Genomic DNA, 24,337 nt, shown 5'->3' on the forward strand with positions numbered 1-24,337 from the left:
GAGTTCATGACTTTTTAGAGTTAAGATATTATAAAAAATAAAACATGTTAAAAGACACTGCTACATTAGAAGCAAAGTATAAGAGATTTCTAAAGAGAATCTGTGAGACCGAAATAATCTATGCTTTAAAAGAACCTCGTGGTTTTGCTTTCTTATATTCTAATGATTTTGAAGACGAAGAGGGGGAAGAGGCTTTATTATTATGCTTTTGGTCGGCGAATGCTTATGCAAATGCATGTAGACAAGAAGGATGGGCTAATCATGAAATAGTCGAAATACCATTAGATTTATTCTTAAAGAATTGGGCGATAGGTATGAAAAGAGACTCTAATTATGCAGGAATAGAATGCGATAGTAACCTATTTTGTATTGAGAAAGATCCTATTCGGTTAGCCCTAGATATCTTAGATGAATTGGTTAACCAAGAGAAACTAGAAGGATTTGTTGAATATACCAAAATGTATAATGAATACTTATCTTAAAGATTAGGATAAAATAAAATGTCTGCCGATATCGGCAGACATTTTATTTTATTCAATACAGAGGTCAGACTCTTATTCTTAGTTCGATGAAGTTTCTTGACTTTGAGGTATTCGAAGTGCTTAATGAAAAAGCCCGTCTGTGAAGATGGGCTTTTTCTTGTTTTTGAGGGTAGTAAGAAAAGTGGTATATTTAAAATCAATGTATTAGGTGATGTAGGTAACAACTATTTGGCTATGAATAACTATAAGATGAATAACTATCAACAAAGGGGATCTATACGCTTAAAAGGGTATGATTATGCATCTGAGGGATTATACTTTATCACGCTATGTGTACAGGATAGGGAGAATATCTTCGGATCTATCCAAGACGGGGTGTTAACATTGAATGAGATAGGTGAGATCGCAAGGGATGAATGGCTGAATACAGCAAATGTGAGAGATAATGTGATTTTGCATGAGTTTATCATTATGCCTAATCATATGCATGCGATAATCGAGATTGTGAAGAATAAAACAAAGACAGGTGATAATAAAGGATTTAGATCTCCGTCTCAAACGATCGGGGCTATCGTCAGAGGTTATAAAATAGCCACAATAAAAAGAATAAAGGTAGGGATGAATTGCAATTCGTTTTGTGTGGGCGAATTGCAATTCGCCCCAACGTCTCCAACGCCCCCAACCGCCCGTACCATCTGGCAGAGAAATTACTATGAGCATATTATAAGAGACGAGAGAAGTTATCAATATATATCGAATTATATCATCACCAACCCTAAACGATGGCACGATGATAAATTTCACAGGTAGGGGCGAATTGCAATTCGCCCGTTTATAATTGGGTAAACAATATGCCATATAATGTTTGGGACAAATAATTCACGATGTAGGCATTCGTTGTGTGGGCATTCGTTGTGTGGGCGAATTGCAATTCGCCCCTACGACACACAATTGGTAATACGTTGTGTCTATAAATTATCTGATATGGGACGGCATTCACGATGTGGGCGAATTGCAATTCGTTTTGTGTGGTTTTTTTGTTTTACTCAATTATTCGCATCCTTTACGGGATTCCTCTTGTAGGGGTGAGGGGGAAGTAGTATATTATACAAATGAAATAAATTAAGAATAAACGATCATTTTGAGACCACCAAAGCATCAGTAAAAAGTTAACACAACGTATCAGTGAATTTATAGATAAATATTTAAAGTAGGGAACTATACCATGATTTATAGGATTAGTGGAATTAATAAGATTTGGGGTGGGATAGAAATAGAAGATTATGACACAAAAAGAAAATATAAAAATACCTAACGACTCTATATTGGTAGAGTTTAAAGAGTATCTTGATTTAGAACTTAATCAACGTATTTTGTTTACAGCTCCCTTTGGGGCAGGGAAGTCTACATTTATTAATGATTTTGAAGATAAATATAAAGATGGATATCGCTTTATAAGACTTTATCCTGTGAACTATGCTGTATCTGCTAATGAGGATATTTTTGAGCTAATTAAGTTTGATATATTGTATGAGCTAATGGCACATTATAATGATGAAATAGTTTTAGTAAAACAAGACTTTAACTTTTGGTTGCGTATGTCGATGTTTATGCAAAATAAAGCAGATTTAATGCCTTTGTTTTTACATATTATTTCTCTTCATGAGACAATCGGTAAACCTGTGGCAAAGTTTATTGAAGTGCTAAAACCTTTAGTAAAAGACTTTAAAGAATATAGTAAGGAAATAAGTATAGATGAGTCGGGTGATGTATTTGGTTTTTTAGAAGCATTCGAAAGTAAGAAAGGTAGTCCTTATGAAATGGATGCAACTTCACAGTTTATTTTTGATTTGGTTGATAGATTAAAAAGATGTGAGTCATTTAATCAAGAGGAGATAGAAGAAGATAAGACGAGAACGAATAAGACAATATTAGTCATAGATGATTTAGATCGTTTAGATCCTGACCATATCTTTAGGTTGTTTAATATCTTCTCTGCTCATACACATTCGATAACAGGAGAGAATAAGTTTGGCTTTGACAAGGTTGTTTTTGTCTGTGATATAGAGAATATCCGTAAGATCTATGCACATAAATATGGTGAGGGTGTTGACTTCTCTGGGTATATGGATAAGTTCTATTCTGTGAAGCCTTTTATCTATGATAATTTCAAGTATTTAACTCAGAAAATTACTGCTATTATAGATCAATCAACATTTATAAATTTATCAAAAAAAGATATAGTTAAGGAAGAATCGGTAGTATATTTATTAGCAGCGGTTTTAAAGATTTTATCAAAGAACAAGGCTATAAATCTGAGAAGTCTTTTTAAGAGTAATACTTTTTTATTATCAATAGAAGAACATGTAATAATAAAAAATAATATAACCTTATCAAAGAATAGAATAGCCCTTATAGCAGTATTTGAAATTATACAAGAAATGTTAGGAGGGTGGGCATATTTGGAGAAGGCATTACTTACAGTAAAGGATAATAATTTCTATGCTAAAAAGTATTTTGATGAAAATCAGAATTTTATGGAGAAATATAATTTAGTTACTTATGAGTCTGGTTATAAACATGAGGTAGACTTTTTAATTCCTGAAGTTTTTAGAGTATTCATAGCAGAATATTTAAAAAGTGAAGATAAGACAACAGATGGAGATAAAGTCATGGTGCTAAATGAATTTAAATTAAATGTCACTTATAACTTAAGACATCAAGATTTAGATGAATTAAAAATTAAAAATATTAGGGAAGTCGGAGGTAATAATGCTACTATACCAGATTACAAGGTGAATTATGATTTATTACTTATAGAGGCTTTTAGAAAACTACAAGAGTATGGTTTTATACCTTCTTTTTAGAAAACATGCTTCAGTTTTTATAGAAGTAGAAGTATAAATATACAACAACGCCTATTCCTTGACGAATAGGCGTTGTTGTATATAATTAGTTACCTTAACACAAAGATCAAAAAGAAGTTAATCACTAAACATTTTAAGGATAAAAAGGTAAAGGATTGTATGGAGAACTTTCTATTAATCATGGTCGCTACTACTAAGACAGGTAGGATAAATAAGGCATATAGCATCGGGGTATATGCTTCTTCATAGATCCATTGAAAGGTCTCAGAAGTATTCGTGCCGATAACGTATAAGCCACGCATGATCCATAGAATCAGATTAATGGTGCACAATAGAAATAAACTTATATCTATAGTTTTGATCCAAATCATTTTCATATCTAAAAGAGATTTAGCGTTATATTTAGTCTAAACGAGGTTTGTGCTCTGCATTTAGAATAGTCCACGCTGTAGCAAAAGCTAATTGTGTACGCTTTTTCATTAATTCAAACTCTATTTTGTCATAGGTATCCGTCGGTTGATGATAGTCAGCATGTGTTCCATTAAAGTAGAACATAGCAGGAATATTGTGCTTTGCGAAACTGTAATGGTCAGAACGATAGTAAATTTGTTCAGGATGATTGACATCGTTATAAGTATAATCAAGATCGATATTGACTGAGTTTGCATTTGATTGCTCAGACATTTGATGTAATTCTTTACTCAATCTATCAGCGCCTACTACATAAATATAGTCCCCATCTTTCTTATATTTATCACTTGTACGTCCGATCATATCGATATTAATATTCGCTATGATATTTTCTAATGGTATAATAGGGTTTTGAACATAGTACTCAGACCCAAATAGTCCAAATTCTTCTCCTGTTACATGTAAGAATAGAATGGATCTTTTAGGTTTTATTCCTTTGCTTTCAAGGTCTTTAAATACACGAGCTAACTCCATTACAGCTACTGTACCAGAGCCATTGTCATCAGCACCATAGTAGATTTTGTCAAGCAATATTCCCATATGGTCAAAGTGAGCTGAGATGACTAGTACTTCTTCAGGTTTTTCACTTCCTTCTATAAAAGCCATAATATTCTCGCTATCCTTTAATCTCATCATGCTATTTCTCATAAAAGCACTAGGAACAGGTTGTAGGTAGCCATCTGCTTGTTTAGGATACGCTATATTTCTCTTTTTATAGAAGTTGGTAATATATTCAGTCGCTTTTTTTTGTCCAGGTTCTCCCGTTCTTCTTCCTTCAAATTCTTCTGAGGCTAATACTTTTAGGTTTACAGCCATAGAGTCAGCAGATATTTCTTGCCAATAAGTAGAAGAAACTGTTTGGTTGTTTGAAATAGAACTAGTTGTTTTACAGCTAGTCATTGACATACTAAGTGCTAATAGGCTAGCAGCTAATATAATTTTATTCATGAGTGAGTCTTAATGTGTTTGGGGTAAAGATAAGAAGAATTAGTATGTTTTGCTTGGTTGACGGTTTATAGGGAACGGGGAACGGGGAACGGGGAACGGGGAACAGGGAACGGGGAACAGGGAACAGGAGGTGTGGTGGTTCTGGGGGAATAGAAAAAGAAAACAACAAAGCGACAGTAAGTATTCTTCATTGAATATTTTTATCTTTGTTCTAAATCAAGAAATACAATGAGTAAAATCGTTTTTATTACAGGAGGATCTTCTGGTATAGGTAGGAGTGTAGGAGAATATTTGACACAACATGGGTGTAAAGTATATGGAACAAGTAGAAATCCTGAGAGAGTAGTAGATTCAAAAATTCCTTTAGTACGCTTAGATGTACGCGATACGGCTAGTATTCAATCTGCTATAGAAGAAGTCATTGCTATAGAAGGAAAAATAGATGTATTAATCAATAATGCTGGTGTAGGAATCACAGGACCAATTGAAGAAATCCCTGCTGATCAAATCTTAAATAACTTCCAAACGAATGTATTTGGGCCTATTGAAGTTATGAAGGCTGTATTGCCTCATATGCGTGCTAGAAAAGAAGGTTTAATTATTAATGTTACTTCGATAGCAGGATATATGGGATTGCCATTTAGAGGGATCTATTCTTCTTCTAAAGGAGCTTTAGAGTTAATTACAGAAGCTATGCGAATGGAGTTAAAGCCATTTAATGTAGAAGTGACTAATGTAGCACCTGGTGATTTTGCAACTAATATTGCTGCAGGGCGCTATCATGCTCCTGTATTAGATAATTCGGCTTATAAAGAAGTTTACCAAATGTCATTAGATATGATGGATGAGCATGTAGACAGTGGTGGAGATCCAATAGAGATGGCTAAAGCTATTCACAAAGTGATCAATACACCTAAGCCAAAAGTGAGGTATAAAGTAGGGGAGCCTTTGCAGAAGTTCTCATTAATCCTCAAAAAAATATTACCTGGGAAGGTGTATGAGAAGATGCTGATGAATCACTACAAGATTAAAGGCTAATAAAGGTAAAATCATTACTATTTGGGACTCAGTGAATAGGGGTTAGAGGTGTAAGTATTGTTATAAAAACTCTCTAAGAATCGCTCTAGTGATGAATATATATCGTACTTTTGGGTTACAACATAACATAATATAATAATATAGATTATGAAGTTTTTTATTGACACAGCTAATTTGGATCAAATTAGAGAAGCTGAGGCACTGGGGGTATTAGATGGTGTTACCACTAACCCTTCTTTAATGGCTAAAGAAGGAATCACAGGAGCTGAAAACATTTTAAATCACTACAAAGCTATCTGTGAGATAGTAGAAGGTGATGTAAGTGCAGAGGTTATTTCTGTAGATTACGAAGGGATGATTAAAGAAGGTGAGCAACTAGCTGCACTTAATCCTCAGATCGTAGTAAAATTACCAATGACTAAAGAAGGAGTAAAAGCATGTAAGTACTTTTCTTCTAAAGGAATCAAAACTAATGTAACATTAGTATTCTCTGCAGGGCAAGCTTTATTAGCGGCTAAAGCAGGTGCTACTTATGTATCTCCATTCATTGGAAGATTAGATGATATCTCTACTGATGGTCTAACATTAATCGAAGATATCCGTCTTATCTATGATAACTACGGATTTGAAACACAAATCTTAGCTGCGTCTGTACGTCATACTATGCACATCGTAAACTGTGCTAAGTTAGGTGCGGATGTAATGACAGGACCTTTAAGTGCTATCACAGGTCTTTTAAAACACCCATTAACTGATAATGGATTAGCTCAGTTCTTAGCTGACTACGCTAAAGGAAATAAATAAGAAGAAAATTCTTATACACATATTACAAACTACAAACAAAGAAAAAGGTTACCGTAAGGTAGCCTTTTTTGATTCAATCAAGTAAGTCTTCTTCTATTCTAGTAAATATAAAACAATAGTTATGCTATAGGAATTGAAAAACATCCCCACTAATAGGGATTGTCTCCTTTTGCTTATCTCTTTAATATTGTTACTTATCCAATACAAAAATGAAAAGTATGAAAGTAGCTGTATTAAGTACCCTTTTGATATTGATATCTATCATAACTTATGCTCAATTGAGAAAAGACAAATCCTCTTTAAATATGCCTCAAGTAGAACCCTCTCAACTTATTCCGTTTTTAACTAAACAGAATGATTTTATCTATGTAAATAAGGATAATTTAAAGCCTTTTAACGGGATAAAGTATAAAAGCGCATCTGTTTATACTTCGACAGGTTATGCGATGGTTATAAATAATAAGGGAGCTTCTGTTGTTATAGATACCACTGGAAAAGAAGTACTTGAAGTAGGAGAGAGTGAAATAGAGATAGAAGTGGTGAATGGACTGACATTCTATAAGAAACAGAGGGAATACGAGAGAAAGATGCCTATCTGGAATTGGGAGTGGAATATCTTAGGTGGAGCTATTAAAAAAGAACAAACCTATCATAGTATAGAGATTGGGGTAATTGAAACCAAACAGATCTTACTGCACAAAGAAGTCCCTTATTTAGAAGATAGTTACACTCTAAATCCTGAAGCAGTAGATGGTGAGCATATTTATTGGAATGAGACACTTTATGCAATTAAGAATCAATATTTAAAGAAAAAGGAGTCTGATATCATTACAACTTTAGCTGATAAGCGATTTATAAAAGGTTCTAATAACTCTTTTTCTATTTATGATGTACAGCAGAAGAAAGCAATACATCAAGGCTTAAAAGGTATTAATACGCTTACTATAAAGTGTGGTAATGAAGACCTTGTACTTGATCAATTGATGCAAGAACGATTTGAACCAATCGTTTCTAAGTTATTAAAAGATAGAAATACAGGAAGTGTCTACTCGTATCCGCAATATGATAAAGCCTTTCCAAAAGAAATTACAAAGGCTACAAAAAAACAAATAGCCTTTATAAAGAATGCCAACCTTGTATATTCTATTCACAATTCTCCTTATTTTTTAATAGGTGTTTTTAATTATGATCACGATATTTGGGCTTATGATTGGTTGTATCTAGATATAAATGGGCAAGTGCTAGAACAACTTGATTTGGATAGTTTTAAGGTGTCAGATCAAATAGGGAGGCTTGTATGGCCTGCTAAAGAAATGGTTATACCTCATCAGAAGGTCACTTCAGTAAAGTACTATACCGGTAGTGATGAACTATATCTTGTCAATATAGAAAGCACAGAGGGAGATAGTAAGTGTGGGGTATGGGATAAAAACGCTCAACTATGGAGTATAGCACCCGAGTACACTTCTATACTTGCTTTGGATATTGCTAAAGGTATCTATGCCTTGCAGAAAGAGAAGGATGAGAATTATACACTTTACAATCAGATAAAGAAGGAGAATATAGGTGCGAAGGCTTATAAATACATCTATTCAGACGGTTTAGTTCAAGTAAACCTTGAAGATAAAACAGTAAGTTATTATATAGATATTTATACGGGTAGAGCGTATTTAGAAGAATAGAAAGGTGATGAGCATTTCCAAGAAATATAAATATAAAGTTATGATGAAAATTAATTTAAAATCACTTTTCTGTTTTAAAAAGAAACCAAAAGAAGAACCAAGTGGAAAGATAGATTATGACCAACACGTTGATTTTTATTATTCATGTCTGATAAATTCAATTATATTGTTTGCATTGAATGTTAGTCAATTAGACGAATTATCAGAACCTACATTTGATCCTTTGTTTGAATTAGAATCTGAAATTGATTATGCCTTCACTCCAGTTATTTTTGAAACAGTCTTTAGAAATAAAAGAATAGATATTTTGTTAAGACAGGAGTTACTTGAGTTTAAGAAGGAGATAGATGATATTCCTCAAGAACTTTGGGAATGGGAATATCTGAATACGCATCAAGTATGGAATAAAATAAGAGCTAAGGCAAACTTATTATTAGATAAATTAGAGATAATAGATAGAAATTATAATAAATAGTTTTATAACCCTAAAACCACTGTAATTAGGGATGTTTACTCTTGAATGCTTGTACTACCTTAGAACAATGAAATACCTTATGATTTTAGCATCTATATTTAGCTTATTTGGTTGTCAGACTAAGGCTCAAACATTGCAAGTCTCAACGATATATACTGCACCTAAACAAGTGACAAGAGAAGTGCCTGAAACAGGTAAACAACATACTTATACCACTTATCAGGAGGTTACAGAGAGATTTGTACCTGCTGTTTCTTTAGTCTCTAAAGAAGATAAAGTGTTGCGATTTAGGATACAAGGGAATATTAACTCTAGAGGATTACAGATTCGCAAAGTTTCTAAGATACGCTTTGAACAAGGAGAGCAGTTTGGCAATGGTATAACGCTTAAGTACTATGTAAATATTAAGCATATAGCTGGTAAAGAAGGAGCTTCTATAGCTGGGTATAACTACAGTCAAGAAAAGGAGTATAGGATACCTACTCATGTGAAAGTAGTCTATATAGAAGTATATGAAGAACATCCAAATCAAGAACCTAAGTTAATAGCAGAGAAAAAGTTTGACTTCTTTGCTAAAATATAAGCTTAAAAAACAATAAATGAACTTAGAACAATTAAAAGAGAAAGCGCAGACTTTGATTAGAGAATCACACCTTTTTGTAAAAGCAATACCAGGTGATGAGCAAGTCGCTTATGTCAATGAAGAAGAAAGTATCAGCTTTATAATCAAATACCTAAATCAATGGATGGCCTTAATAGAGAAGGATGAGATATTCTTGTTTGAATCCATTGATATCCAATCCATAGATTTAAAGAAATATACAGCTCTAACAACTAAAACTCAACAAGTATACCCAAACTTCGAGCATTTGATGCATTTTGGTGATGCTGAAGTTCAACAGTGGGTTAAAGATAATGACTGTAATAGTGATGATCTATCTGATTTACAATCTATTTATAATGACGATTATATAGACTTATGGATGCAGAGCCATCCGATGTATCATAATGAGGGAATATATGGATATGCAGGAGGCTGGGCTATGATTTGGCCAGAAGAAGATATTCCGATGCAATGGGATGAAAACTTAGAGTTTAAATATCAAATAGGATTACAATATGAGCCTTTTATAGATATTTATTTCAATAAGAAACAGAATAAATATATTTGTATTGAGCGTAATACCTAATATCTTGTATTTTTTGAAGAAATCTTTATATACCTTATCGCATTTAAAGTTGAGCATGAAGAGAGTCTCTCTTTTGACACTTGTGTTATTGGCTACTGCCATAGAGCCTGTGCTTGCTCAATCTTTAGAAAGTTGGGAACAAAAGTATAAAGCAGAAATAAGTACTGGTACAGTTCAGAATACTGTGGTAGTGTCTTATATATCTGCTCTTTATGCGAATAAACAATATGATAAAGCTGAGCAGGTATTCATCCAGAACCTCAATACAGCCTTAAAAAAAGGAGATTATAATAGTGTAAGTATATTATATTGTATAGAGGCTGTGAATAGGCGTATTAGAGAGAATAATTCGGGTGCAGTAAAAAGCCTTGAATTAGCCAAACAGTATAGCCTAAAGTTAAACGATACTGAGACTAAGGGGTATGTAGCTTATTGTGAGGGATGGTTATACAGTAGAGATGGCAAGCAAGATAAGGCTGTACATAGTATTATATCAGCTATTAAGCTTTATGAAGCTGCTAGTAGTTCGCCTACATTAAATAAGAGAAAGGCATTTGCTAATAGTGAGTTAGGTGTTATTTATGGTCAGTTAGGAGAGAAGGAGCTACATGAAAAGTATACTAAAACGGCACTCAAATATGCCTTATCACAGTCAGATCCTCAAGTAAAGTTTACCACCTTTATGCAAATGGGGAATCTGTATAATCGTCTATATGAGAGTCATTCTTCAGATATTAATTATAGAGATTTAGCGGAGCGATATTTTTTGCAATCGATAGACATCTTTAATCAGAGTAAGGACGTGATGTATAACTTATCTGATTTATCTTTTGCCAATAATAATTTAGCGAGTTTATACCTATATTCTTTCCCAGATAGTTATCGTACGAAAGCTTTAGAATACGCTAAGAAAGCTAATCAGATCGCTCTGAAAATAGACCAAGCAGATCACATAGCTTCCTCGTATGGTATTATTTCTACTATCCATTTAGCTAATGGTGATAGTGACACGGCTATATTATACTTATTAGAAGCGCAACAGGCTATCCAAAAGTCAAGTATTGTTGATTACAATATAGAATTGAATATTTACGAATCCTTAGTGGAGATTTATGTAGAACAAGGGAATTATAAAGAAGCTTTTTACTATCAACAAGAGTATTTAGCCCTATTTAAAAAGCTTTATAACCAAGATAAACTACAGATTGTAAAGAAATTAGAAGCTGAGTTTGATAAAGAACGACAACAACAGAAGCTGATCAAGCTTCAGTTTCAATCGGATCAAAACACACAAAAGATTCAGTTGATGAGCGCTTTAGCTCAGCAGAGAGAACAACTGTTGAGCAATCTAAAATTGACAGAAGAGAATCAACGTAGTAGATTAAAATTTTCTGAGCTTGAAGCACAGAAGAATGCACAGCAACTACGTCTATCACAGTTAGAAACAGAACAGAAGAATAAGGACTTATTGACTTATAAGAGTATTGTAGCTTATAAGGATAAGCTCAACACCTTCTACGTTGCTTCTATGATATTCTTTATTTTAGTCGTGTTTTTATTGTTATATGCCTATAGACAACGTCTAAAGACGATGAAGCAGAGAGATACGTTACATAATTTAGCTATCGAACAAGAAAAACAAAATTCTAAAATATCAACTTTAACAGCCCTATTAGAAGGACAAGAGCAGGAGAGAGGGCGTTTGGCTCGTGATTTACATGATGGTTTAGGTGGTCTGTTATCAGGTACTAAATTACACCTTACGCAGTTAAATGATAAAGTAGAAGGTCAGGCTAAGCAGGGATTAGATAAATCCATTAATCAGATAGATGCTGCAGTCACAGAACTTCGTAAGGTAGCACATAATTTAATGCCTGATTTATTGGTTAACTATGGTTTAAAAGAAGCTTTAGACGAATTTGGAATACGTATGTCTAATGATACTTTAGATATTCATATCGAATTTTTGAGCTATACGAATTCTCTATCTCAAGATCAACAATTGTTAGTCTATCGCATTATACAGGAGTTAGTAAACAACGCTATAAAGCACGCTGCTGCCTCTCAGATTATTATTCAGTTGGTAGAAGAAGAACACGAGATTATTGTCACAGTAGAAGATGATGGAAGAGGTTTTGATATTAATAAATTAGACTTAAAGAAGTCAGCAGGTTTTCACAACATACAATCGCGTATACAGTTTATGAAAGGTACATTAGCTGTACACTCAGAAGAAAATATAGGAACAAGTGTGGAATTTAAATTTCCTAAAAAGTAATTATGATAAAAGTTGCCATTACAGACGATCATCCTTTATTATTAGAAGGATTAAAAAATATATTAGGGTATCAATCAGAAATAGAAGTAGTCGCTTGTTTTTCGGATAAAGAAAGCATGATGCAAAGGCTCTTAACTACAGACACGGATATTATACTATTAGATATCAATTTAGCAGATATCAATACATTGGAGTTAATTAAACCACTTAAACAGAAATTTCCTCAGTTAGAGATTATCATGTTGAGTGTGCACAATGAATATGCTGTTATTAATAGTAGCTTAGCAGAAGGAGCGAAGGGATATATTCAGAAGAATGCTTCGGTAGAAGAGATTATCTCAGGAATTAAAACTGTATTTGCAGGAGAAAAATACCTTTGTTCACAGTCTAAAATAGTCTTAGACAAAAAAGAAGAAGTAGGCTTAAAGCAAATCCCAAAACTGACTCGCCGTGAGAAAGAAATCTTAATAGAAGCCGCATCAGGTCTAACCACAAACCAGATAGCAGAGAAACTGTTTATCAGCCATCATACAGTAGAGAGTCACCGCAAAAACTTAATAGAGAAGTTTCAAACTTCTAATCTGAGTACTGCTATTAAAATGGCAATAGAGTATAATCTTATACAGAAATAGAGATTAATATATTCTAATCGATGTATGATTAATACAATTCTGCTCAGTAGTGAGGTTAGTTTTTGTTTAGTTATATTTATGCTGCATAGCTTATTGTTTACATATCTATTTATAATCGAGTCGTTTGTGATTCTTTTATATAAATCGTTAGAATATGCTTGGGGAGTGCTAGAGGTATGCTTGCACCTTTCTTCGACAAAACGGCCTTCTAGGCTAGAAAACTCGAAGAAAACCCCTAGCATACTCCTAGAATCAGCAAGCGGAGCATGGAGTACTATTATTAAGAATAGATATAACAGAAATATATTATAAAATATTGTTTATTAATGCTTTAGTTTGGTAAATTTGTATTTGATATTATATGTGGTTATTCTAATATATTTAAAAACGCAGAGATATAATGATTCATTTAAGAGATTTAGAAGAGACAATAAGAATTAAAAAGAATTTAATTACGTCTCTAGAAGTTGTGGTGGCTAGCGGTAAAGATGGTGAGTATTATGTAGCTATTTCTCCTTCATTTCTAATAAGTGGATATGGAGAATCTGAAGATAAGGCTTTAGATGATTTTAAGTATAATGTAAATGTTTTTATAGAGGATTTAAATAAAATATCACTGAAAGAAAAAGTTGATTACATCCAATCACTAGGTTTTAAAAATGATAAATTACATAAAAAGAATTACTCAAAGGTTTCTATAGATGATAATGGTGTCCTACAAGGGCTTGAAAGACCTAGTCTAAAAACATTAGAACTAGATGTAGTCTAAAGAATAGGAGGATGGGAAATAATAGACCTGTTAAAACTAAAGATTGGGTGGCATACTTAAAGTTTCTAGGATGTACTTATATTAGAACAACAGCATCCCATGATCACTATAGATGCCCCAAATGTATCAGAACTATTACCCACAGAGAAAAAGATAAAGAAATACCAGCACTTCATTTAAGAACTAATCTTGCAACACTAGGGAAGAAGTTAAGTGATTTATATGAATGGATAGAAAGTAATAGATAATATATTTTATTATAAAGTAATATGTATAAAAAAGCCGAGAACTATGTCTCGGCTTTACTGTTTATGATAATACTATTTTGTATTTGGTTTCTCTAGGTAATCGAAGAAATACTGTGCTATCTTGTCATTTAAGTGAACTCTATCTACTCCCATAACATTGTGTTCATGAGAAGGGTATAAGAAGTAATCTACTTGTTTCTTTGCTTTAATAGCCGCTTCTATAAACTCCATAGAATGCTGCTGAACCACTACAGGGTCTTGAGCTCCATGAATAATTAAAAGCTTGTTGTTTATTTTATCTGCTTTGTTAAGTAAGCTTGTTTTTTTGTATCCATCAGGGTTTTCGCTAGGCATATCCATATAGCGTTCTCCATACATGATTTCGTACATTTTCCAATCCATTACAGGGCCACCTGCTACACCTACTTTAAATACTTCTGGGTGGTTAACAGATAAAGTTGTAGTCATAAAACCTCCGAAACTCCATCCATATACACCTATCTTATCTTGGTTTACATAAGGAAGTGATTTTAAGTAATCTACCCCTTTCATTTGATCTGCCATCTCAGCTTGACCTAATTGTCTGTGGATTACTTGTTCGAAGTCACGTCCTCTATTAAAACTACCTCTACTATCTACCGTAAATACGATGTAGCCATGCTGTGCCATATAGTTAAAGAACAAGTTCGCTCCACCTAACCATGTGTTGGTTACTAACTGTGCATGAGGCCCTCCATATACGTATACCATCACAGGGTATTGTTTGTTCGCGTCGAAGTTAGTAGGGTAGATGATACGTGCATTTAAAGGAGTTTTTCCATCTGCAGCTGTAATCGTCTTAATCTCTGTCTTAGGCATCGTCACAACCCCATCAAAAGGATTTTTAGACTCTAATACTTGTTGCTCTTTTTTAGAATCAGCATTGACAATAGTAACTTTGTTAGGTGTCTCTAAGTTGTTAAATTGATCTAAGAACAATGACTTACTCTTGTTTAAGACTACACTATGTGTTCCTGATAACGTAGTAATCTGTTCTGTTTTACCTTTTTTAAGGTTTGTTTTGAATAACTGTCTATCTAATCCTTGATTGGTAACTCCTATATAGTAAAGGTTTTTAGCGTCTTCGTCAAAACCTAAGAATTCATTTACTATCACGTTTTCATGACCTAATTTCTTGATTAGCTTGCCATTTGTGTCGTATAAGAATAGTTGTCTATATCCATCTGCTTCAGAGAAGTATAAGAATTGATCAGGTGCACCAGGTACAAATACTAGACTATTAGAAGGTTCTGTATACGTTTTAGATTTTTCTTCGAATAACGTTTTTTCAAAGGCACCTGTAGCAGCGTTGTATTGATTTACTTTTAAGTGATTTTGTTCTCTATTAAGAACTCCTACGTAAACATAGTTTCCAGAAGGATCCCAAGTAACCATGGTTAGGAATTGGTCTGCTTCACCAGTTTGTAGAGTTACCTTTTTACCAGTATATACATCATAGATTACTAATGATACTTGCTCATTAGCCATACCAGCCATAGGGTATTTGATGTTTTTTACTTCTGCCACACGTTCACTCCATTGAATGATAGGGTATGAAGTCACCATACTTTGGTCTTTTCTATAGTATAGAAGTTGGTCTTGTTTTGGACTCCACCACATTCCTTTTTTTATACCAAACTCATTGCGGTGAGTATCACTACTTCCGTTGATGATATCTAGAGCAGGATCATCAGTTACTTTAATATCACCACCTTTATTAGTAGTCACTACGATATTATTATCTTGTAACCAAGCGATATGATCTCCATTGCGAGAGATGATTTGTTGGTCACCATTAAGATCAAATTTAAATGAGTTGACTACCTTTTTATCAGTAAGGTTAACCTTGAAGTAATACTTTGATTTAAAAGTAGAATCAGGAGTATAAAACTCTATTTCATTGTCATTTAACCAAGTTAGGTTAGTCGGGATGATTCTAAGGTTAAATGTAGTCCCTTTAACTGTATTATTGATTACTTCTTCTAATTGTTTAGCAGTAAGAGCTGTTTGTGACTCCCATTTGTTAGCTTGACTTTTTATTAAAAGGCTATCTCTATTTTTAGTTACAAAACTCAGGGTATTGTCATTCTTCCAAGATGGTTGAAGTATTCTTTCTGTAGCAAACTGTCTACCTTGTCCTAGTGTAGCCTCTGTCATATCAAAGTTGCGTTGTGCAAACATGATGTTTCCAGCTAGCAAAAAGAATAATACTGATTTGTTCTTCATAATTACTATAGTTGTTTTTATCGTCGCTAATTTAAATCCAAATATGTCACTAGCCAAATTAGAGTATAAAAAAAACAATGTATGAGCCTTTATGACAAGAGAGAATAGTTCTTTTTTTATATCTTTATTCTTTAAATAATCCATAAAGAATAGTATATGCAAAAAGTAGTGTACATCACAGGAGGTACTAAAGGTATAGGAAAGGGAATTGCTCAAGCTCTTTTAGAACAAGGATATAAAGTAGCAATATCAGGTAGGAATATAGATACAGTTAACGAAGCTATTGCTGAATTAAAGCATACAGATAATATATTAGCAATTCAATCTGATGTAAGGAAGTATGAAGATGAAGAGAAGGCAGTGGAACTAATCGTAGAGAAATTCGGAAAATTAGATATTGTGATTGCCAATGCGGGAGTGGGTATCTTCTCCTCTGTAGAAGAAATGAGTTTAGAGGATTGGAATACAATGATAGATACGAATCTAACTGGGGTATTTCACACTTTAAAGGCGTCTGTAAAGCAATTAAAGCAGCACAAAGGGTATTATATCAGTATTGCCAGTCTAGCAGGGATAAACTTTTTCGCTAATGGAAGTGGTTATAACGCTAGTAAGTTTGGTGTAGTAGGTTTTACTCAAGCAGCTATGTTAGACCTTAGAAATGCAGATGTAAAGGTGACAACAATATTGCCTGGTTCTGTGACTTCTAATTTTAATAACCACCAGCCTTCTGATGCTGACCACTGGAAAATACAACCAGAAGATATGGGACAGTTGGTAGTAGATATCTTAGCGATGAATCCTCGTGTGCTTCCTAGTAAAATAGAAATAAGACCAACTAAAACTAGCTAATATATCTCAAAGTCACAAGACTTTAAGGAGACTTAAGAAAGATCAATTAACACAAGGTATTATTTCGGTTTTTTGTATTACAAAATCACGAAATAACAGAATTACAAAAAAACAGTAGTATATGAATGCAGATTTTGGAAAATTCCTATTGAGATTAGGTGTTGGAGGGCTAATGATCTTCCACGGGATCCATAAATTAATACATGGACATGATTTTATTATTAACCAGTTAAAAGCACATAATCTACCAGAGTTGCTTTGGATAGGAGTGCCTATCGGTGAGATAGTAGCACCTATATTTTTACTGGTGGGGTTTGCTACACGTATTTCTGCTTCTATTATAGCATTTACGATGTTTATGTCTCTATTCTTAGTAAAGGGAATGGGAAGCTTTGGCTTAGATCCTAATACAGGAGGGGTAAATGCTGAGCTGAACTTATTATATCTATTAGCTGCCTTAGCTATAGCCTTTATAGGCCCTGGAACTATTCGTTTTTATAAAGGGAAAAAAGGGATGTGGGTCTAGTTATGTTTATGTGATGTTGTTTTCTTGTAAAACAAAATATCTCCTTAAAAGAGTAAAATCACAAAACAATATCACGATATCACAGCATCACAAAAAAACAATAAAATGAGAGTATCATTTGATTTTGATGGAACATTGACAGAAGCAGAAGTAGCTCAATATGCAAAAGAGTTAACTAATAAAGGAATAGACGTTTTTATCGTAACGGGGAGGTATAATGAATTGCTTTGTGCTATGAATGGAGGGGGAAGTAATGATGATTTATTCTTACTAGCAGATAAAATAGGTATCACGCATAAGCATATTATATTTACCAATAGAGCAGATAAAAGCTACACTATAGGTGGTAGTGGTCTTATTTGGCATTTAGACGACGATTTAAACGCTCTAAATGATATTAACAGATATTCTGATGTTAAGGGAATTTGGATAGGAGAGGACAACTGGAAAGAGCAATGTGATAAATTAATAAAGGAGGCTAGTATCTAATACATAGCCTCTTATTTTTTTCGTAAGACAACTAATCTCTCAGTAAGCGTCTCAATTTGATAATCAAAATGCTCTGCTATATATTCAATAGTTTTGAAGGTATAAATAAAAACATGCGTTTGATCTTTGCGATAATACCAATTTTTAAAGTCTACTTGATTTGTGTATAAATGTGTTTTAATAATCAGTAAACCATCTTGTTTTAGTATTCCAGATAATTTCTCTAATTCTTGTTTAGGATTGTAAAAATGCTCAAATACTTCACAACTAAAGATATAATCATATACCCTATCTAGATAAGCAAGGTCTGGAAGAAAGAAAGGATCATAAAGATCTACAGTATAGCCTTGTTCTACTAATTGTTTTGTAATTACAGGGCCTTTTCCACATCCATAATCTAGACCTAGCATAGCTGGTGTACAGTGTGCTAATACAGTATTCGTTACAGGAGCTGTAAAATGTTGATAACCGATATCATTCACATCATTATTATGACATTCATAGTGGCTTTTTTCTTTGTCTTGATCAAAGTAAAGCATCTCATCCTTTAGGTATGCATTACACGTATGGCAGATATAATACTCTTCATCTACCTTAGTGCTTAAAGGTGTATAACACAGCGTACAATTCATGTTTAGGTTTTAATAAGAGTACAAAAGTAAGTATTTAAGTCCATTGCCTCTCTAAATGATTTAAAGGATATTAAGGCATCGTTTTTTGTAGTTTCATTCTATAAAACAGTAAGCTGGTGTATTGATTATGTTGCTTGGTGTCTTCTTATAACAACAGACTAAAAGAGAATACTCGTTTGTTATACATTTACTCCTTACTAATTAATAGGGAAGTTATATAAATAATTATGGTTAAAAATAACAAAACACAATGGATTCCATACCCAACAGTATTAGAAGGAACAACAGTGGATCTTATTCCTTTAGAAAAAGAACATTTGGAAGAATTATATCAAGCTAGTGCAGATAAAGAACTTTGGCGATTAGTACCTACAGATTGTTCTGATAGAGATACTTTTTATGACAACTATCAAAATGCGTTAATAGCTAGAGAAAAAGGATTACAGTATCCCTTTGTTATTATTGATAAAAGAACACAGAAGATCATTGGTTCTACGCGATTCTTTGAGATGTATGAAGCAGATAAGAAGTTAGAAATAGGATGGACGTGGATTACGCAAGAGTATTGGGGAAGTGTAGTAAATCTGGAATGTAAATTACTGCTCTTAACCTATTGCTTTGAAGTACTGAAAACAAATCGTGTACAACTGAAAACGAAAGACACTAATATTCGCTCAAGGAAAGCTATTGAGAAGATAGGAGGAGTCTTTGAAGGTATTCTGAGAAAGGATAAAATACAGAATGATGGTACTACTCGTAATGCGGCTTATTATAGTATATTAGATGATGAATGGGGAATTTCTAAAGAAAAGATACAAGGGTTGATTAAAAATATAATTTAGGTTATCGTGGCACTGTTAAGTTTGGTTTATTTTTAACATATAATTAATTTGTATGAGTTAATTATATGACAATAGTCATATACTATTGATTATTCTCCTTTTGAACTGTTTTATTAACAATTTAATCTCTTGTTTTGGCATATAATGTGCTATCTTTAATATAGACCAATAATTTATCATTATGATGAATATGAGATTGTTAAAAAAATATGGAGCTGAGAAAGTTGTTTATGAAAAAGATGATTTCATTTTTGAAGAAGGCATGTGGCCAGAGTATTTTTACTATATCGTGAGTGGAGAAGTTAAATTAAACATTTATGATGAGGATGATAGTAGAGAGTTTATATTTAGCTTCTATTCTAGAGGACATAACTTCGGAGAAGGAACTATATTTTTAGAGACAACCTATATCTGTAATGCCATTGCTGTTGAACAAACAGAAGTATTAAAATTAGACAAAGCAAGTTTTCTAATCCTGATCAAGGAGAATCATGATTTCTCTTTACTGATAAACTATAATCTGTCAAAGAAATTATATTTTCAAGGGGTAATGGCTCCTAAAATTTCTGCTCAGGATGCAGATTTGCGCGTACTAACGTTATTAAATTATTTAAAGACTAATTGGCAACATCCTTTGATTCAACAGGATTTGTATATTGTGGATTTAACTCGACAAGAAATAGCTGACATGACGGGGCTAAGAGTAGAAACGGTGATCAGGAGTATTAAAAGATTGAGAGAAGACAATAAGTTAAGAATTATAAAAGGAAGAATTGTATTATAGAAAAGCCTCTATTTTTTAGAGGCTTTTTATTTTAGTTCTTGTTCTAATCTTTTTGCTAACATATTTAAATGTTCTTTCCATTCTTCAAAACTGTTTGAGTCTCTCCATAACTCAACAGATTCTCTTTCTCCATCTTCATCAGGTACTTCATTTATCATATCTTGCATATATAGCAGTAAGAATCCTAGGGCTAATTTATCTCCTTTAAATTCGGCTAGACGTAGCTTAAGCCCTTCTTGAATCTCATTACCATTACCGTAATGAAGATATCCATCATCTTTAAAAATAAAGAATAGCTCTACTAAAGCCATAGCAGTATTGTCATAGTAAAAATCAATATCGTCAAAGCTCTTACCTAGAGCTCCTATGTCTTGTAGTCTTTGGATTAACTTTCCTAAATCTAATTGAAACTTATCAGATGAGAAATAATTATCCTCTATATAGTCTTCGATATAATTAATTGTGTCAAATCCATCATCGCTTTCTAATGCTTTATATCCCCATGCTCCCATAGTTGTTTAAGTTCGAAGTATTTTTTCCATTGTTTTTCCTTTTGCTAGCTCATCAATAAGTTTATCTAGATAACGTATTTTCTGCATAAGTGGATGTTCAATATCTTCTACACGGTAACCGCAGATAACTCCTTTTATTTGATTGATATTAGGATTAATGAGAGGAGCATTAGCAAAGAAATCCTCAAAGTTTACTTTCGTTTCTATTATTTGTCTCAAATCATCCTGATTATAACCTGTAAGCCATCTTATGATCGTATCTACTTCTTCTTTTGTTCTACCTTTTTTCTCTGCTTTAGCAATATAATGAGGGTATACACTCGCAAAGGAGGTACTGTATATTCTATGATTCTCCATGTCTTTACTTACCATATTTCAATTTCTTTCGTAAATGTCTGGTCACCGTCTACTTCTATAATAATCTTCGATGGGATAAAACTATTGCCTTTATACTCCGGAAAAGCTTTGTATTGTACTTTATAGCCTTGTTGAAGTAAATCTACGATATAATTATCTATCTCTCTTTTTTGGAGAGCAGCTTCAGGTGAAACATATAAAATATTAAAAGGTGAGTCATCTCCACCAAAAGCTAAACCAATAAGATGTAGCTTATCTAGATGTCCTGCATCATAATATTGTTCTGCGGTGTCATTACTACAGATATCCGCGTAGCTACAGGGTCTAGTAGGATCTATGGAGCTGCGCTTGCTCTTAAAAAAATTGAATAATTTCATAATGATAATTGTTTGGGTTAGTTAATGGTAGTGTAAATATAATTAAGCTTGATACAATTACAACAGTTTATGCTACTCAATTTCTTGTTATTCAAGTTAATATTGATTTATCATTCAGGGAATTAAAAGGATGAGGTTTTTTTAGAATTGATAATATAGATAGCCTTGGACCTTAAAAAGGCAAGAGATATTATAGAAAACCTATGCCTCACAATGAATTATAGTTTTTTTAATTTTAAGGAATATCCCATTTTATTCAAAAGTGAAGCTAAAAAGAGACATAAAAAATAGAAGCTTAAATGCATATTGTTCGGGAATTTATTGGGCAGTCTTTGGATGTTCTTCGGAAAACTACCCCTCAGTCCGAACAAATACTGAACTCTTCCGAAGAGCTTCCGAAGAAATAGGTATGTTTAAAAATAATAATTGCTGATATTCAGTGGTTTAAGGTTTTGTAAATGGAAATAAATAGACTTTTTTGGAAATATTTGGAAGTATTCGGAAAAGAATGGAAAAAAGTGGAAGTAAGTAGGATTTGTACTTTTAAGTCTTTATAAATTTGTAATCTATGAAAGTAGGAGTAGTGATTATATTAAAATAGCTCTCTAGGCTTAAAAGTTACATCTTTTAATTCTAGAGAGCTATAGGTTAGAATTAGTTATAGTAAACTAATCATGTGGGGACTATAGTTTTCCTTTTTTAGATAGAAAGACAATACCTAGTGCTAAGAAACTCCACAACAGCATTTGGGTTAGAGAACCTAGCCATCCATTGATACTCCAGCTAATCAACCCAAAGAAAGTTCCTATACCAGCTCCTATGAAATAAGCTGTCATATAGACTGTGTTTAATCTACTGTGTGCTTCTTCACTAAGAGCGTAGATACGGGTAAAATTAGTGATTTGTGTTGCTTGAACTCCAATGTCTAATAAGAATATAGCGATAATTAAGATTATAATAGAGTTGGGGAAAATAAGCATTCCTACAAGACTAATAATTACTAACGAAATCGTAAGGAATAAGTTTTGAAAGACTTGTCCTTTATCTGCTAATTTGCCAAAATAAGGGGCTACTAAGGCTCCTCCGATAGCGACTATCGCAAACATACCTATCATAGAAGGGGTATAGTTAAAGGGAGCTCCACTTAAATGAAAAGTAAGTGTAGTCCAAAAAGAACAGAAGATTCCAAAGGTTAAAGAGCCTAATAAGGCTGCTTGTCGCAGTGTTTTGTGTTCTTTGACTAATCGAAGCGTAGATTGTAATAACTGAATATAACTACCCTTAAACTTAATAGGGGCATTAGGTAGAAATTGCCACATCAAAACGATGCTAATGGAGATCATAATGGCAGAAAAGGTAAAAACACTCTGCCATCCCCATAAATCTGTTAACCATCCACTAATTAGACGTGAGCCAAGAATACCACATAATATTCCACTAAAGACAATACCTACGCTTTTTCCTCTATTCTCTTTGTTTAGTAGAGCTGCCATAGGTAAGATAATTTGGGCTGGAGTAGAGCATACCCCAGCTAAAAAACTCAAGATTAGCAAGAAGTTTAAATGAGTGGTATTAGCAATACACATTAATACAAATATTTGTATAATAGATATCGTAATGATTAATCGCTTTCTATTAATTTTATCTCCTAAAGGAAGTAGAAAGAACATACCTATACCATAACCTATCTGAGCTAGCATAGATACTTTGCCTACTGCAGCTTCAGGTTCTCCTAGTGTTTCAGCAATGTTTTTTAGAATGGGTTGGCTATAGTAGACATTAGCTACAATAGTCCCCGCAGTAAATGCCATAATAGGGATAGCATATTTTTCTTTGTTTTTGATTGACATATTGTTTAGTTTGTTAAGTTGGCAAATGTAGTAGAGTTATCAAATACACTTTTGTATATTCTGTTATATTAATAGTATATTTCGCTATGTTTGTAAGATGAAGTTAGTACAGTTCGAACCTTTGTTTTTAAGGCATTTTCGCACAGAAGAGTGGCCATTTACTTACCATAATCACAATCATTATGAATTAATGCTGATCAGTGAGGGGAGTGGTATACACGATTTAAATAAAGAACAATCTATCTATCGAGGAGATACTGTTTTCTTTCTCTCTCCAGAAGATAGTCATCATTTCTATATAGAAGAAAAAACAAGGTTTAGAGTCATCAAGTTTTTGCCTAGTGCACTTAAAGATGGAGTTAATGCTAGTATAACAGATTATTGGGATAACCTACTAATTAACTTAGGTAGGATGTGGGAGGTTAGAAAAGTAAAAGGGGTTGATATAGAGTTGGTTAATAAGATTATTTCAATTGTTGATTTAATGATTGTAGAGTGGGAGGTTAATAATAAACAAGTCTCAGAATTACATACTAATTTATTAAGAAGCGTATTGTTATTAATGGATAAATATACGGCTGATAATACACATATAATAGATCAGTATGACACTTCTAAAATAGAGCGAATACAGAATTATATTCATGCTCATATTCATTTACCAGATCGTTTAGGAGTAAAGCATTTAAGTCATGAATTTGGTCTTTCAGAGTCAGGATTTAGAAATTATTTTTCAACCAATATGGGGATGAATCTGACACAATATATAAATGGTTTAAAAATAGAAATGATCAAAAAGAGAATTAAGCATAGTGATCATAATTTATCAGCAATAGCATTAGAGTTTGGTTTTACCGATGCTAGTCATTTTACAAAGTATTTTATGAAGCACACTACCTTAACTCCATTACAGTTTAAAAGAGAAAATAAAGTATAAAAAAGGGACACTCTATCTTTAGGATAAAGT

The 24,337-nt window shown here is 33.1% G+C and carries 26 protein-coding genes; 19 read left to right on the forward strand and 7 right to left on the reverse strand.

The annotated features are described in order from the left end of the window. The first annotated feature begins 44 nt into the window (after positions 1–44). The 3 genes from BK054_RS13675 (at position 45) to BK054_RS13685 (ending at position 3,349) form a co-directional block, all read left to right on the forward strand. A complete protein-coding gene (locus BK054_RS13675) occupies positions 45–482 on the forward strand; it encodes a DUF2750 domain-containing protein (protein WP_006265256.1) in 438 nt (145 codons plus the stop codon). A 123-nt stretch (positions 483–605) separates the two neighbouring features. Continuing rightward, on the forward strand, positions 606–1,292 hold the full coding sequence (locus BK054_RS13680; RefSeq protein ID WP_006265257.1) for a transposase: 687 nt from the start codon (positions 606–608) through the stop codon (positions 1,290–1,292). A gap of 473 nt (positions 1,293–1,765) precedes the next feature. Beyond that, the gene (locus BK054_RS13685; protein ID WP_058699573.1) at positions 1,766–3,349 is read left to right on the forward strand and encodes a P-loop NTPase fold protein; all 1,584 of its coding nucleotides are present in this window, start codon (positions 1,766–1,768) and stop codon (positions 3,347–3,349) included. Between the two features lie 402 nt (positions 3,350–3,751). Here BK054_RS13685 and BK054_RS13690 read toward each other — a convergent pair whose 3' ends face one another. Beyond that, entirely contained in the window at positions 3,752–4,768 is a 1,017-nt protein-coding gene (locus BK054_RS13690; protein ID WP_006265260.1) for a M28 family metallopeptidase, read from the reverse strand. A 228-nt stretch (positions 4,769–4,996) separates the two neighbouring features. On the opposite strand from BK054_RS13690, the gene BK054_RS13695 reads away from it, so the two are divergent. The 10 genes from BK054_RS13695 to BK054_RS13740 all read left to right on the forward strand — a co-directional run bounded on the left by BK054_RS13695 (position 4,997) and on the right by BK054_RS13740 (position 13,884). Beyond that, positions 4,997–5,806, forward strand: coding sequence for an SDR family oxidoreductase (locus tag BK054_RS13695; protein WP_006265261.1), 810 nt, complete (start codon positions 4,997–4,999; stop codon positions 5,804–5,806). A gap of 147 nt (positions 5,807–5,953) precedes the next feature. Continuing rightward, positions 5,954–6,610, forward strand: a complete 657-nt coding sequence (gene fsa / locus BK054_RS13700) for a fructose-6-phosphate aldolase (protein ID WP_006258898.1) — start codon at positions 5,954–5,956, stop codon at positions 6,608–6,610. Positions 6,611–6,828: 218 nt separating this feature from the next. Next, positions 6,829–8,292 (forward strand): hypothetical protein, encoded by a 1,464-nt coding sequence (locus BK054_RS13705; RefSeq protein ID WP_006265262.1) that lies wholly within the window; start codon positions 6,829–6,831, stop codon positions 8,290–8,292. 40 nt (positions 8,293–8,332) lie between these two features. Further along, positions 8,333–8,767, forward strand: coding sequence for a hypothetical protein (locus BK054_RS13710; RefSeq protein ID WP_232234275.1), 435 nt, complete (start codon positions 8,333–8,335; stop codon positions 8,765–8,767). Positions 8,768–8,798: 31 nt separating this feature from the next. Further along, the gene (locus BK054_RS13715) at positions 8,799–9,350 is read left to right on the forward strand and encodes a hypothetical protein (RefSeq protein ID WP_006265263.1); all 552 of its coding nucleotides are present in this window, start codon (positions 8,799–8,801) and stop codon (positions 9,348–9,350) included. 16 nt (positions 9,351–9,366) lie between these two features. Then, positions 9,367–9,957 (forward strand): hypothetical protein, encoded by a 591-nt coding sequence (locus BK054_RS13720; protein WP_006265264.1) that lies wholly within the window; start codon positions 9,367–9,369, stop codon positions 9,955–9,957. Further along, positions 9,941–12,235, forward strand: a complete 2,295-nt coding sequence (locus tag BK054_RS13725) for an ATP-binding protein (protein ID WP_006265265.1) — start codon at positions 9,941–9,943, stop codon at positions 12,233–12,235. The genes BK054_RS13720 and BK054_RS13725 overlap by 17 nt, the downstream gene beginning before the upstream one ends. A 2-nt stretch (positions 12,236–12,237) precedes the next feature. Beyond that, positions 12,238–12,867, forward strand: a complete 630-nt coding sequence (locus BK054_RS13730; RefSeq protein ID WP_006265266.1) for a response regulator transcription factor — start codon at positions 12,238–12,240, stop codon at positions 12,865–12,867. Positions 12,868–13,267: 400 nt separating this feature from the next. Then, the gene (locus BK054_RS13735; RefSeq protein ID WP_006263552.1) at positions 13,268–13,636 is read left to right on the forward strand and encodes a hypothetical protein; all 369 of its coding nucleotides are present in this window, start codon (positions 13,268–13,270) and stop codon (positions 13,634–13,636) included. Between the two features lie 11 nt (positions 13,637–13,647). Beyond that, entirely contained in the window at positions 13,648–13,884 is a 237-nt protein-coding gene (locus tag BK054_RS13740) for a hypothetical protein (protein WP_006265267.1), read from the forward strand. Between the two features lie 72 nt (positions 13,885–13,956). Here BK054_RS13740 and BK054_RS13745 read toward each other — a convergent pair whose 3' ends face one another. After that, the gene (locus BK054_RS13745; protein WP_006265268.1) at positions 13,957–16,149 is read right to left on the reverse strand and encodes a S9 family peptidase; all 2,193 of its coding nucleotides are present in this window, start codon (positions 16,147–16,149) and stop codon (positions 13,957–13,959) included. Positions 16,150–16,305: 156 nt separating this feature from the next. On the opposite strand from BK054_RS13745, the gene BK054_RS13750 reads away from it, so the two are divergent. The 3 genes from BK054_RS13750 to BK054_RS13760 all read left to right on the forward strand — a co-directional run bounded on the left by BK054_RS13750 (position 16,306) and on the right by BK054_RS13760 (position 18,016). Next, positions 16,306–17,001, forward strand: a complete 696-nt coding sequence (locus BK054_RS13750; RefSeq protein ID WP_006265269.1) for an SDR family oxidoreductase — start codon at positions 16,306–16,308, stop codon at positions 16,999–17,001. A gap of 121 nt (positions 17,002–17,122) precedes the next feature. Then, entirely contained in the window at positions 17,123–17,527 is a 405-nt protein-coding gene (locus tag BK054_RS13755) for a DoxX family protein (RefSeq protein WP_006258887.1), read from the forward strand. Positions 17,528–17,632: 105 nt separating this feature from the next. Beyond that, positions 17,633–18,016, forward strand: a complete 384-nt coding sequence (locus BK054_RS13760) for a hypothetical protein (RefSeq protein WP_006265270.1) — start codon at positions 17,633–17,635, stop codon at positions 18,014–18,016. Positions 18,017–18,027: 11 nt separating this feature from the next. Here BK054_RS13760 and BK054_RS13765 read toward each other — a convergent pair whose 3' ends face one another. Beyond that, positions 18,028–18,648 carry a class I SAM-dependent methyltransferase gene (locus BK054_RS13765; RefSeq protein ID WP_006265271.1) on the reverse strand — a complete coding sequence of 207 codons (621 nt, stop codon included), beginning with the start codon at positions 18,646–18,648 and terminating at the stop codon, positions 18,028–18,030. A gap of 227 nt (positions 18,649–18,875) precedes the next feature. Between BK054_RS13765 and BK054_RS13770 the strand changes: the two genes are divergently transcribed. Both BK054_RS13770 and BK054_RS13775 read left to right on the forward strand, forming a co-directional pair. Further along, positions 18,876–19,490: a GNAT family N-acetyltransferase gene (locus BK054_RS13770; RefSeq protein WP_006265272.1), complete on the forward strand. Its 615-nt coding sequence runs from the start codon at positions 18,876–18,878 to the stop codon at positions 19,488–19,490. Positions 19,491–19,680: 190 nt separating this feature from the next. After that, positions 19,681–20,274, forward strand: coding sequence for a Crp/Fnr family transcriptional regulator (locus BK054_RS13775; protein ID WP_232234277.1), 594 nt, complete (start codon positions 19,681–19,683; stop codon positions 20,272–20,274). A gap of 26 nt (positions 20,275–20,300) precedes the next feature. On the opposite strand, the gene BK054_RS13780 is transcribed toward BK054_RS13775, so the two are convergent. The 4 genes from BK054_RS13780 to BK054_RS13795 form a co-directional block, all read right to left on the reverse strand. After that, positions 20,301–20,786 (reverse strand): DUF4259 domain-containing protein, encoded by a 486-nt coding sequence (locus tag BK054_RS13780; RefSeq protein ID WP_006265273.1) that lies wholly within the window; start codon positions 20,784–20,786, stop codon positions 20,301–20,303. Between the two features lie 6 nt (positions 20,787–20,792). Further along, positions 20,793–21,158 (reverse strand): DUF2200 domain-containing protein, encoded by a 366-nt coding sequence (locus BK054_RS13785; protein ID WP_006263562.1) that lies wholly within the window; start codon positions 21,156–21,158, stop codon positions 20,793–20,795. Beyond that, positions 21,152–21,520 (reverse strand): hypothetical protein, encoded by a 369-nt coding sequence (locus tag BK054_RS13790; RefSeq protein ID WP_006265274.1) that lies wholly within the window; start codon positions 21,518–21,520, stop codon positions 21,152–21,154. The genes BK054_RS13785 and BK054_RS13790 overlap by 7 nt, the downstream gene beginning before the upstream one ends. A 683-nt stretch (positions 21,521–22,203) precedes the next feature. Continuing rightward, positions 22,204–23,370 (reverse strand): MFS transporter, encoded by a 1,167-nt coding sequence (locus BK054_RS13795; RefSeq protein ID WP_006265275.1) that lies wholly within the window; start codon positions 23,368–23,370, stop codon positions 22,204–22,206. Positions 23,371–23,467: 97 nt separating this feature from the next. On the opposite strand from BK054_RS13795, the gene BK054_RS13800 reads away from it, so the two are divergent. Beyond that, the gene (locus BK054_RS13800; protein ID WP_006265276.1) at positions 23,468–24,307 is read left to right on the forward strand and encodes a helix-turn-helix domain-containing protein; all 840 of its coding nucleotides are present in this window, start codon (positions 23,468–23,470) and stop codon (positions 24,305–24,307) included. The last annotated feature ends 30 nt before the right edge of the window (positions 24,308–24,337 follow it).

The sequence above is a fragment of the Myroides sp. ZB35 genome (assembly GCF_001865835.1).
Taxonomy (GTDB): domain Bacteria; phylum Bacteroidota; class Bacteroidia; order Flavobacteriales; family Flavobacteriaceae; genus Flavobacterium; species Flavobacterium odoratimimum.